The organism is Mesorhizobium sp. M1322, assembly GCF_040318085.1.
GTDB lineage: Bacteria > Pseudomonadota > Alphaproteobacteria > Rhizobiales > Rhizobiaceae > Mesorhizobium.
On the sequence record NZ_JAMYLP010000069.1, the window covers coordinates 1 to 12,154 of the forward strand.

General features: G+C 58.2%; 9 protein-coding genes and 1 pseudogene. 4 read left to right on the forward strand and 6 right to left on the reverse strand.

Annotated features, from left to right (window positions below; genetic code table 11):
• From NKH12_RS22085 to NKH12_RS22095, 3 genes are all read right to left on the reverse strand, one after another.
• Positions 1-399, reverse strand: a 399-nt coding sequence (locus NKH12_RS22085; RefSeq protein WP_352955074.1) for an MmgE/PrpD family protein, incomplete at its 3' end; no start/stop codon positions are given.
• 556 nt (positions 400-955) lie between these two features.
• Entirely contained in the window at positions 956-2,539 is a 1,584-nt protein-coding gene (locus NKH12_RS22090) for an ABC transporter substrate-binding protein (protein WP_352955075.1), read from the reverse strand.
• A gap of 133 nt (positions 2,540-2,672) precedes the next feature.
• On the reverse strand, positions 2,673-2,795 hold the full coding sequence (locus NKH12_RS22095; RefSeq protein ID WP_352955076.1) for a hypothetical protein: 123 nt from the start codon (positions 2,793-2,795) through the stop codon (positions 2,673-2,675).
• Positions 2,796-2,852: 57 nt separating this feature from the next.
• On the opposite strand from NKH12_RS22095, the pseudogene NKH12_RS22100 reads away from it, so the two are divergent.
• Positions 2,853-4,019: pseudogene (locus NKH12_RS22100) on the forward strand (IS256 family transposase).
• Between the two features lie 230 nt (positions 4,020-4,249).
• On the opposite strand, the gene NKH12_RS22105 reads toward NKH12_RS22100, so the two are convergent.
• Positions 4,250-5,248: an IS110 family RNA-guided transposase gene (locus NKH12_RS22105; protein ID WP_352955077.1), complete on the reverse strand. Its 999-nt coding sequence runs from the start codon at positions 5,246-5,248 to the stop codon at positions 4,250-4,252.
• A gap of 599 nt (positions 5,249-5,847) precedes the next feature.
• On the opposite strand from NKH12_RS22105, the gene NKH12_RS22110 reads away from it, so the two are divergent.
• Positions 5,848-5,991, forward strand: a complete 144-nt coding sequence (locus NKH12_RS22110) for an AsnC family transcriptional regulator (RefSeq protein WP_352955092.1) — start codon at positions 5,848-5,850, stop codon at positions 5,989-5,991.
• Between the two features lie 894 nt (positions 5,992-6,885).
• On the opposite strand, the gene NKH12_RS22120 is transcribed toward NKH12_RS22110, so the two are convergent.
• Both NKH12_RS22120 and NKH12_RS22125 read right to left on the reverse strand, forming a co-directional pair.
• Positions 6,886-8,169 carry a serine hydrolase domain-containing protein gene (locus NKH12_RS22120; protein WP_352955079.1) on the reverse strand — a complete coding sequence of 428 codons (1,284 nt, stop codon included), beginning with the start codon at positions 8,167-8,169 and terminating at the stop codon, positions 6,886-6,888.
• A 676-nt stretch (positions 8,170-8,845) separates the two neighbouring features.
• Positions 8,846-9,307: an Lrp/AsnC family transcriptional regulator gene (locus tag NKH12_RS22125; RefSeq protein ID WP_352955080.1), complete on the reverse strand. Its 462-nt coding sequence runs from the start codon at positions 9,305-9,307 to the stop codon at positions 8,846-8,848.
• A gap of 284 nt (positions 9,308-9,591) precedes the next feature.
• Between NKH12_RS22125 and NKH12_RS22130 the strand changes: the two genes are divergently transcribed.
• Both NKH12_RS22130 and NKH12_RS22135 read left to right on the forward strand, forming a co-directional pair.
• Entirely contained in the window at positions 9,592-10,791 is a 1,200-nt protein-coding gene (locus NKH12_RS22130; protein ID WP_352955081.1) for an aminotransferase class V-fold PLP-dependent enzyme, read from the forward strand.
• A 34-nt stretch (positions 10,792-10,825) separates the two neighbouring features.
• Positions 10,826-11,971 (forward strand): M20 family metallopeptidase, encoded by a 1,146-nt coding sequence (locus tag NKH12_RS22135; protein WP_352955082.1) that lies wholly within the window; start codon positions 10,826-10,828, stop codon positions 11,969-11,971.
• Positions 11,972-12,154: the final 183 nt, after the last annotated feature.

The following is a 12,154-nucleotide window of genomic DNA, read 5'->3' on the forward strand; positions in this document are numbered from 1 at the left end:
AGCTGTCGCGAGGGCAGACAGCAATTCGCCTCCGGTTATAGAAGGGTCGCGTTCGGCAAGGGCCAACGCCGGCGGAACGTCATATGCGCTGGCGTGGCAGCCATTAATACCAATCTCGTAGGTGTCGTCAAAATCAAGGGCTCTAGCTGTCGTCGCGTTGACAAGGACAGCCAAGCTGGATGGTAGCTTTTTTCCAGAAATCCAAACTGTGCATTCTGGCTTGCCGCCCGACACCGCGCCGAGTTTGCGAGCGAAATGCGCGATAGGATCATTCGATCCGCCGATAGCGCATGCGATCGTGTCGAGAATGGAGAGCTTTGCGCGTTCGATCGCTTGCTTAGGTATCGTCTCCAAGCTCGAATTGAGAACGTGCCTGATGATTTGCGTCATCACATCCATACCGAATCTCCGAGCGAAGTGATCGCCCCTTTTTGTCTCACGAACTGATCGCGCATCGCCCGCCTAGACCTGACGCCACGACGAGCTCGGAATGCAGGATTCACGCCACCGACGTTCTCCGCTTAGCGCTCGCCTCAACGTATGGCGGATGAATATGCGCTTTTCACAAATCTTCCTCGAGTCAGCGCAGGAAGTTCGCGTTTCTCCATCTTCATATGCACAAGGCGACGATTGCTGGCGGGGCATCCTCACTCGAACGTGATCGTCGGGGTCAGTCGGACATTAACGCATCAATCGCGAGGCACTGGAAATGGCGCCCGGTTTCGAGAAAACGCGCCGTGCAAAGATCTCGATCGGCATGGATCTTACATCGGGGACGCTTTAGTTTCAGTTGAGCTGCCGGTGGACCCGATCGAAAAAGGCTAGCGACCGACACAGTGCGGCTCGACCCGCAGGCCGTTAGCGTGTTCCACAGCCGCAGCATAAGCGTCGCGATAATCTCCTGTGCATGGCAAGTGCGGTACCGAGATCGCCGATCAAAAACCCCGGGCTCCGTTCAAGCCTCGATCCAGCATTTCGCGAACGCGTAACCGTTCATCAAGGAGTCGATCCCTCCGACATAGCCGCCAACCTTGTCGGAAATGGCGTCAACGAACTGGTTGAACATCGGCACGATCGTGCCGCCTTCATCGCGAACGATGATGGCCATCTCGCGGTAGAGATTCTTGCGCTTGTCCTGATCCAGTTCGCCGCGCGCCTCGATAAGAAGCTTGTCGAACTTTTCGTGGGAAAAGTGTGAGTCGTTCCAGGAAGCCGTCGACAAATAGACGGTCGAGTACATTTGGCTCTGCGTCGCTCGTCCGCTCCAGTAGGTTGCGCAGAAGGGCTGCTTGTTCCAGACTTCCGACCAGTAACCGTCGCTCGGCTCGCGCTTGACCTGGATGGCGATGTCGGCCTTTGCGCAGCTCTGCTGGAAGAGCTGCGCGGCGTCGACGGCGCCGGCAAAGGCAACCTCGGAGGTCCTGAGAAGGATTGGACCGCTGTGGCCCGACTTTTTATAGTGGAACTTGGCCTTATCCGGATCGAAGGTGCGCTGCTCGATGCCTTCAGGGAAGAGCGGATAAGAGGCGTTAATCGGGAAGTCGTTGCCGATGGTCCCGTAGCCGCGCAGGATCTTATCGACCAGCTCCTGCCGATCCACCGCGAGCTTGAGCGCCATCCTGAGGTCGCTGTTATCGAAGGGTGCCGTGTCGCAGAACATGTTAAAAACGTCATAGCCGGGACCTGACACGGCCTCGACCTTCAGGCTGGGCACGCGCTTGACGAGATCAACGACCTTAGGCTCGACCATGTTGATCATGTGAACCTGACCGCCCTGCAGCGCGGAGATGCGCGCCGTCGCGTCGTTGATGGCGATGATCTCGACCTGGTCGGCGAAACCCATCTTGTCAGCCTGCCAGAAATCGGCGAAGCGCTCGCCGACGTAGCGGACACCGGGCTGGTTGACAGTCACCTTATAGGGACCTGCGCTGATGCCTTCAGCCGGATTGTCCTTGCCACCGTTGGGCTGGATGACGAGGTGATAGTCCGTCATCAGAAAGGGCAGCTCGGCGTCCGGCTCCTTGAGGGTGATGATGACGTTCCGGCCGTCGGCCTTGAGGCTCCCAATGTTGGCTAAGATACCCAGCGCGCCGGATTTCGATTCCTTATTGGAATGGCGTTCCAGCGTCGCCACAACGTCTTCCGCCGTCACGGTCTTGCCGTTGTGGAATTCTACGTCCTGACGAATTTTGAAGGTCCAGACCTTGGCGTCCTTTGACGAGCCGACTTCCTCGGCGAGGCGATGCTCCAGTCCGCCGCCCTGCACCACCGCCACCAAATACTCGCCCCAGCATTTGCCGAAGTTGGACGGCAACGTCATGAAGACCGCCGGATCGAGGCTTTGGGTTGCCTCACCGCCATGGAGGCCGCCCTTGATAGTTCCGCCGCGGACCGGCCCCTGGGCCCGAGCCGCGCTAGCGAGGAACGAATTCGCAAACGTGGCCGAGACGCCAAGCGCCGTGGCACGGCCGAGAAATTCACGCCGGCTCAGCCGGCCCGCAGCGACGCAGCGGCTCAGATAGTCGACTTCCTGTGACATTTGGATCCTTCTCCCTCTAAGTGTTTCCCTGGGCGCCTTCAGGCAGCCTCTTCTTGTAATAGTAACAATGTATATGGGGTCGCTATCCGCGAATCCCCGTGAATGAATGCAGGAAACCGGCGTTTTCGCGCCGCTAGCGCATAGGCGCGATTTCTTGGTCGTATCCCATCAGGTGGTGTAGCTCGGCGGCTACGAAGCCGCTCGCGAGCGCGCCGTTAGTAGCGCTGTAGCGAGTGAGCGGCGTGTCGGTGGTCATCGGCGCTTTCCGGTAGGGTTTGGTTGTTGACGCCAACCCATTTCGGAAGGACCACCGATGACCGACGACATGATGAACCTGCGCACGCTCGTGGAGAAGACCCCGGATGCCGATCTGCTGCGGAAGATGATCGGCTTTGCCGCCGAGCGGCCGATGGCAATGGAGGTGGGCGCAGCCACTGGCGCCGCCTATGGCGAGAAGAACCCGCTGCGGCTCGCCCAGCGCAATGGCTACCGCGACCGGGACTGGGAGACGCGGGCCGGCACGGTCGAGCTGCGCATCCCGAAGCTCAGGAAGGGAAGCTACTTCCCGGGTTTCCTCGAACCGCGCCGCATGGCCGAGAAGGCGCTGACCGCCGTCATCCAGGAAGCTTATGTGCAAGGCATCTCGACCCGGTCGGTTGACGACCTGGTCAAGGCCATGGGCATGAGCGGCATCTCCAAGAGCCAGGTCTCGCGGCTGTGCGAGGAGATCGACGGCAAGGTGAAGGCCTTCCTCGAGCGGCCGATCGGGCGATTGGCCATACCTGTGGATCGACGCCACTTACCTGAAGGTCCGCCGCGGTGGGCGGATCGTCTCGGTCGCCGTTATCATCGCCGTCGGCGTCAACGCGGACGGCCGGCGCGAGGTCCTGGGCATTTAGATTGGCACCTCGGAGGCCGAGCCGATCTGGACGGAGTTCCTGCGCAAGCTGACACGTCGCGGCCTGCGTGGCGTCAAGCTCGTCGTCTCCGATGCCCACGAAGGCCTCAAGAGCGCCGTCACCAAGGTGCTGTGCGCGACATGGCAGAGGTGCCGCGTCCACTTCATGAGGAACGTGCTGGCCCATGCCGGCAGCCGCAGGGTCGTTTCAGCCTTCATCGCCACCGGTTTCGCCCACGAGACGCCCGAGGCCGCGTCCGTACAATGGCGCGCCGTCGCCGACCAGATCCGGCCAAAGGTGCCGAAGCTGGCGACAATCATGGACGACGCCGAGCCCGACGTGCTGGCCTACATGACCCTCCCGAAGGAACATCGCGCCAAGCTCCACTCGACGAATCCGATCGAGCGTCTTAACGGAGAGATCAAGCGGCGCACCGAGGTCGTCGGAATCTTCCCGAACACGACGCGATCGTGCGCCTCGTCGGCTCAATCCTGCTCGAACAGAACGATGAATGGGCAGTGCAGCGGGCCAGATATATGACCCTTGTGTGGATGCCAGCCGTTTTGCAAGGAAGATTTTGAACCTTTGAACACGTGATCGAGTGCGGTCTTGTGTCAGGCCTTGAGTTGCGGCCATGACGTGCCGCGGGCCGGTATGGTGATGCGCGGATCAGGTCCAAATCTAGAAAGCGAGCGTGAGGCTCGGTGCGTCATTCTGGTTTTCCTGACCCCGATCTGATCGATCATTTGCCCATGCGATTCAGGCCTTCCTCACATTCCCCGACGGACCGGCTTGGTGTGCTGCTGAATGCTCATGCAGGCACCGTTGCCGGATTCCGGTAATCCTCTTCCTTTGTCAGCATGGCCCAGATGCCACGCGCCATCTTGTTGGCCAGCGCGATGGCCACAAGCATGCGCGGCTTCTTCGCTATCATACGGGCGAGCCAGGAGCTCTCGGGCGCGCCCTTCCGGGATGCCCATCGGACCACAGCCATGGCGCCGATGATGAGCAGCCGTCGAATATCGCGTTGGCCCATCTTCGAGGTTTTTCCTAGTCGTTGCTTGCCGCCAGTCGACTTCTGCAACGGGACGAGCCCAAGCCAAGCGGCGAAGTCACGGCCGCATTTGAACGTCTCCATCGGCGGCGCGAAAGTTTCGATCGCCAGTGCGGCGATGGGGCCAACGCCAGGCATGGTTTGCAAGCGCCGAGATGCCTCAGCTTCCCTCGATAGGGCATCCATCTTCTTCTTCAGTGCGTCGATCCGGCCAGTCAGCTGATAGATCTGGTCCAGCAGATCGCGGCAGATCTCGCGGACCAGATCAGGCAAATTGGCGTTCTCGACCTCAACGAAACGTTCAAGTCGGCTCAGATAACGAATTCCCTGCGGCGCGATGTGGCCGAATTCATAGAGGTGCGCACGCAATGCGTTGACCAACTCAGTGCGGTGATTGACCAGCTGTTCTCGCGTGCGAAACATTATGGACCCAGACTGCTGCTCCTCGGTTTTCATTTCGACGAAGCGCATCGTTGGCCGTTGCGCTGCCTCGACGATCGCCTCCGCATCCGCTGCGTCGTTTTTCTGCCGCTTGATGAACGCCTTGACATACCGAGGTGCAATCAGCTTCGGCTGATGGCCAAGCTGGACCATCTCGCGAGCCCAATAATGGGAGCCGGCGCACGCCTCCATCGCCACGACACATGCCGGCTGACCCTCCATAAACCTGCAAAACTGCAGGCGCGACAGCTTCTTGCGAAATAGGACAGTTCCGTCAGCCGCCGCTCCATGCAGCTGAAAGACGTAAGGCGCCACAGCATGAAATCTTGCGAATAGCGTTCAGGATCTGAGCGCCTGAGACGTCCCTGCCGGGACGTGAGCCGAGCCATTCCGCTGATGGGGTTGCACCGCTGTCTCAGCAAAGTGCGTCGTCCACATTGAAGGCTCGTCCGCGGAGCTCCATCATGCGGCGACTGATGTCGACCGCGAAGACAACCATGCACCCGGCAGCGTCGTCTCAACGCAATTACATGCTTGACGTCCCAGCGGCGATTAGACAACCCCATCTGGAAACGATCAGCCAGATGAGCGATGATCCCCTGATCAGCCTGCCAGCCGTGGCGCGCTGATCTGCCCGGCCCCATGCCGGAGAGCACGGCGATCAATGCGCCAGCTACACCACGCAGCGGGACACGATCGATTTCTTATCGGATGGTTGCTGGCGGCCCAACCGCTGTTCGCGCAGCCCAGGGTGGAAGCAAACAGCAAACTTCATTGACGCTGACTGGACTAGACTGGACTCCCATCGTATTTGAGCGAGGTTTCGTGGACCGAATCTGTCAAGAGACTCACCGCTGAGCGCGAGACCCGCACTTCGTTGGCCCACTCATTTTGAAATTTTGCAGTGATCATTCATTGCCCTCAATGGAGTTGATTGGGAGCTTCTCAACGCGGTGCAGCGCGGTAATCGCCTTACAACGGCCGAGCTAGGCGAACTTGTAGGCCTCTCTGCTACCGCTTGTCAGCGGCGACTAACTGCGAGATGCTGGTGTGATTGAGGCTGATGTTGCCGTAGTGTCCCCACAGGCCGGGGCCGACCCATGCCGATGCTGGCGTCCATCAGCCTGAAGCGCAATCGCATAGATATCATTGGTCGTTTCCAGCAAGCGGTCCGGCGCACACCTCAGAACCTGACTCAAAACTCGGTTACGCACGAGGCGGAGCTGCCGTGCTGCGATGCATAAGGCGAATCGATGCGATGAAGATCTAGGGTCGGTGCTTGTCGATGGTCACCTCGATTAGTTGGCCAGCCAGCGACAACGTCTTAGAAAAGCGATAGTTCGCTCGACGACCCATCGTCGCGACAGCCCCTCAAAGCCTTTGGCCGTGCCGGAGCGCTTGATGGATCTCGATGGTCCACGTGCCGAGATTGCTCGGGAGCCTGCGTCAGTTTTTCTGCGGCACCGCCGCGGGCGAACAGACGGCGCAACCACAGATAAAGCTGTCGATTGGAGGCCATGACGCCGACTGCCCATTCCTGTCCTGGATCGTCGGCCGTATGCACCGCCAGCTCGACCAGCTGCCCCTCGGCGTCGTGATGATATGGCGCTTGCGGCCTTGACCTTCTTGCCGGCGTCGTAGCCACGCAAACCGGCAACGCTGATGATGCCGGCGCTCGGGCTCGCCTGGCGACCGAGGCCGACGTGTGCTGCTACCCCCAGGGGAAATTGATGGTCGTCCACAGCCGATTGTCGCGCCGAGCATAGAAATAGCGTTGAACCATCCCAATCCCGAGTTTCGGGTCAGGCTTTAAGATGCTAAGTGCTCCTCTCGGTAATGATCGGCCATTGCCCTATCGCGACGGACATGTACGGTGGATCCGACAGGATCGTCCCGGCGTTTCACGATCGACTACCCCGTCGCCGCGGAGAGCAGCGCACGCCCCACAGTTCTTAGCTTTCCAATTCATCTCGGATGGCGCGGATCGCCGCGAATGAATCAAACGGAAGGGGTTTGGGGGCCTGATATACTTGGTCCGGCCACTGTGCGCGTTTCACCGGCAATTGGCCAGGCTGGTGGGACAGTTTCACTGCCGCGAAGTCCGCCTCCGGATCAATATAGATCACTTGGCCACCATACCCCCACGCAATATAGGCGCCTCGCTCTTGGTCCTCGATCCAGAAAGTATTGTGATAAGTACCGTTTGGCAACTCTGACCTCGCATCTACGTAAGAGCTCGCATCATTTTCGAACGACTTGAATAGGACAGGCTTAGGGCGTCGTGTAGCCTCGATCCATTCAGATGGAACGATCTGCCTTCCGTTCAGTCTGCCGCGTCGCAGATGCAGAAGCGCGAAGCGTGCAAAGTCACGAAGTGTGGCCTGGAATCCCCCGGACGACATGGCGAAACGGGATTTGTCTACGATTTGGCAGGCGTCTTCCTCCGCGCCCATCGGGCCCCACAATTCACTGCTGTACAGCTCCGGGAGAAACTTGCCGGTTACGCGCTGCATGATGAGCCCCAGCACGTCGATGTTGGGGTCAAAGTACGCGAACCGGGCGCCGTGCGGCGCCTCCTGCTCCGTTATCCGCAGAATGGCTTGCCACACATCTGCTGGAGCGTCAGGATGTGCCTCGGAGGGGCCGAAATAGCCTCCAGCCACACAGAAATTGTAGTAATCGGTATGTGGCTCATACCATGGCCCCTTCATCGTCGCGCCGGCAGTCATGTCCAGCAGGTGCTGCACAGTAGCGCTGCGATAGGCGGTCACCTGGAGTTCCGGCAAATACTGCGTTACCAGACTTTCAGGGTCGATAAGCCCCCGATGGACAAGGATCCCGATCATCGTACCCGTGATGGACTTCGAACCCGATCTGGCAATGTGCTTAAAATGCGGCTCCAGGCCATTCATGTATGTTTCGAACACGATCTCGCCGCGATGCAGAACCAGAAACCCGTCGGTATAGTCCCTCTCGAGATAATCGCGGATTGTGGCGCGCTGGCCTTCTCTGAACGCAATTTCGATGTCGCCGATATCCTTGAGCCGGCGTGGGAGCGGCAGGACCGGTCCTGGCCCCCGCCAAACCGTAGCGGTTCGCGTATATTCGCTTACGTGCGAAAATGTCCAACTGCTGTAAGGCCAAAAGGACCACTCATCCGGTGGGATGATAGGTACACCGAGCGTCGGATCGAGCTGCCATGACTCGGGACCATGCTCGTCGACTTCCTGCGACATTGAAATGCTCATCCCTCTAGGTGGCTACACGCCAAAAATGGACCTATCTCGTGTATAGCATCCTCGATGAACTGCTTCGCGCGCACTACGGCTGCTTGACGCATGAAATCGGCGTTTTCTCGCCGCCTGCGCAGTTTGACACGCCTTGCAGGTTCCCGCGGCCAAGACAGTCTCGTCTAGATCCGGCCGGGTTGGGTCTTGAGGGTTTTTGCCCAGAGCATGGCGCGATTATGAGAAGAGTACTACAAGGAACGCTTCCCCTGGTTGGCGCGGCTCGGCGACGAGATTGTCAAGGATGCCGTCGACCATGATGTCAACCACGAAAGCATTCCCTGCCCCGAGCTTGCGGCAAGCCAGTCGCGGCGCCGTCATACCCCCCCCGCAGGCATTGCGCCTCGAAGCGCGGGCCAATATCGAGCGCTGCGTTGTGCTGCGTCACGCTCCGGGATGCGCCATAGTCATGAGCCCGCCAGCGGCGCCTTTGTCATCATGCTCAGGGGCCTGACGGCCGAGCTCTTACGCGACGAACGATAAGCGCGTCGAGATAAAGAATGGTGTCGGCGCACGGCGCACTTCACCTACGCCCAAATCGTATTACTATCCGACGAGCCGCGATCGATATTAGGTTTATGCGACAAAATCCCAGCGCAACACTCAATACAAGCGAATACCGCCGTTATTCCTCAATAGGCAGAGCTAACGATGCCTTGATACGATCCATTACGACCATCGTCTTAACTGCCTTGATATCAGATTCGTGAAAAAATCGGCGGGTAAATGCCTCATACTCAGCCATGTCGCGCACAGAAATCATGAGGACGAAATCGGCTTCACCCGTCACATAATACGCACTCATGATCTCAGGCGTGCGCCGAACCGCTTGCTTGAAGCGATCAATGATATCTACCCGCTCGCGCTCGAGACTGATCGAGGCCAGCATGAGCATGGGCCGCCCCACGGCTTGTGGCGAGACTATGGCAACGTCAGCCTCAATCACACCGTCATCCCGCAGTCGCTTTAGTCGCCGCTGACAAGCGGTCGCAGAAAGGCCCGCAAGTTCGCCTAGCTCGGCTGTCGTAAGGCGATTGTCGCGCTGCACGGCGTTGAGAAGCTTCCGATCAACTCGATCCAGTTCCATTTCACGATCACTGCAAAAAAGAGCATATTTGCGCAGAAAAACTGCTCGTCTCCATGAATATTAGCCTCACTTCCACAATGATCAAGCCATAAAATGATCTGATCAGCGAAGGCCCCCTGCCCCCGGTGTGAACGTCTTGTCCTTAATGAATTCGGCCCCATGGCACGGTCGCGCGTAAAGGTAGCTCGACGGCTTCTCAATCAAGGGCAATTTCGTTGCTCATCACTGTAGAAATTGGGCGCCCTGAATAGGTTTTGCACTCTCTGCCCACCAACACGGATCTGATGACGAGCATGACAAGCCATTTTCTTCCCTTGGACGTCCTCCGGACGGAGTTTCCGGCCACTAAAAGCGCCATTTATATGGATGTTGCAAATCAGGGACTCATATCCCGAACGACCCGCGCATCTATGGATCAGCATCTCGACAATAGAATGAATGGTCTGAACGACGAAGAAGAAATGATGGAACTTGTCGAGCTGACACGTTCCAGATTCGCTCAATTCATTGGCTCCCAAAAAGATGAGATCGCTGTCACGAAGAACGCATCGGAAGGCATCAATATAATTGGAAACGCAGTTGCTTGGAGGCCCGGAGACAATGTTGTCCTGTGCCGGGAAGTGGAGCACGCAAACAACATCTTGCCTTGGCTGCATCTCAGAGACAAGCACCGGATTGAACTTCGGGTGGTAGAAGCTGATAGCGGTGCAATTCCGTCCGATGCTGTTACCACGGCCATCGACTCTCGCACTCGTATCGTCACACTATCGACGGTCACAATGGTCCCAGGCTTCAAGACAGAGATGGAGCCGATTGCCGCAGCTTGCAAGCAGATGGGCGCCTTTCTTTTGGCCGACGCATCCCAATCAGTTGGTATACTCCACACTGATGTCACTCGGCTTGGCGTCGACGGTTTGGTGGCATCATCTTACAAGGGGTTGATGGGCCTCTATGGGTTGGGATTTCTGTATTGCCGCCAAGAATGGGCCGATCGCCTAAGCCCTGCCTACCTCGCCCGCTTTAGTGTCGATCTGGGGAACGCACCAGAGTCGGCACCTATATTCGATTCGGTAAAGTTGCGCGCCGGCGCGCCCCGTTTCGAAATTGGGCATTACAATTTTCCGGGCGTCATAGCGGCCTACGCATCAATGGGCCAGCTGATGGAAATCGGCACGCCGGCCATTGAACAAAGCGTTACGTTGGTTGCAAAGCGACTGGTATCGGGCCTCCTAGATCTCGGGCTACCCGTCTGCGGCGGAGCACCCGGCGATCACACCGGAAGTATTGTTGCTCTTGGAGATCCAGCAGCGCTTGCTGGTTCGCGCGAAGCCGAAAGCCGCATTCATTCGCTGCACGAGCATCTGTTGAACAACCAGGTCATCGTGTCAGTACGCCGGGGCATGCTGCGCTTCTCACTGCATCTATACAACACAGCAGACGACGCTGACCGGGTCGTCGGCCTGGCCAAGGATTGGCTGGCATAGCCGCAACCTTGCATCTTGAGAGATAGGAGTGCCTATGTCGTCTATTAGCACACAGACCGTCGAGCTTCTCCAGCAACTCGTTAGGATTGAGAGCATCAACCCGTCAGCATCAGCACGGGGGAGCGGGGAACAGAAGGTCGCCGAGTTTCTCGAGGCCTTTTGCCGGGAGCGAAATCTACCCTTTGAATATCAGGAAGTGACTGACGGACGTTCGAACTTCTTGACCTGGGTCCCTGGGCAGGACCCCGCTAAGCGCGTCTTGTTCATATCCCATATGGACACGGTGCCCGTTGATAATTGGGAGGCAGACCCTTTTTCTCCAGAGGAAAGGGAAGGGCGAATATATGGCCGAGGAAGTTGTGACGATAAGGGCCCGTTGGCAGCGATGTTGATCGCTCTCAGCACCCTGGGAGAGCGTAAACCCAGAGCCACGATCGTTCTGGCCGCAAGCGTGGACGAGGAGTACCGGAAGAAGGGAGCCCGAGCAATCGCACAGTCAGGTGTTTCATATGATGCAGCTGTAGTCGGTGAGCCCACCGACCTGGAGCTTGTCGTCGCACATAAAGGTTCGGTTCGCTGGCAGGTTGAAGTGGAGGGGGTGCCCGCTCACAGTTCCAAACCTCATCTGGGAGTGAACGCGATTACAGGAATGGCCAAGGTCATTTTGGCGCTCGACAAAATTAACGAGACTTTGTCGCGACGAGTGCATCCGTTGGTCGGCCCTCCGACCCTCACAGTTACTCTCATTGAAGGGGGGGTAGAGTTGGCAACTGTACCGCCATCATGCCGCGTCTGGATCGACAGGCGACTGACGCCTGGAGAGCGACCGGCGGATGCACTTCAGGAAGTTGAGAACATATTGGAAGAGCTGCGCCAGGGTCCGGACAAGATCAACGTTCGTTCGTTGCTACCTGCTTTGGAGGATCCAGCTCCCCCAAGCGCGGAGGCGACGAAAATTGCCGCAGTGGCGGCTAAGGCGTGTGCTGAAGTTGCCGGAACGGGCAAGCACGTCGGGGTGCCTTATGGCACGGATGCAAGCCAGCTCTCGTTGGCAGGAATTCCCTGCGTTATTCTCGGCCCAGGCAGTATCAATCAGGCCCATACCCCCAATGAGTTCGTGGAGATAGATCAGCTAGCCAAAGCGGTCGAAATCTACCAAAAGATTATGCTTATTTACTAGGGACTGTCCGACGCGATCATACAGGGATAGCCGCGAAGCCCGGCGGTAACATCGGGTTCGCGGGACTACGTTCGCGCAAGATCGAACCGCTCGACGGCGAGCTGGCCGATTTTTGTCGTGCAGCTTCGTCATCACGCCGCAACCTTGAACTCGGCCGGAAACCGCCTGCGTGTCTTCATGCTG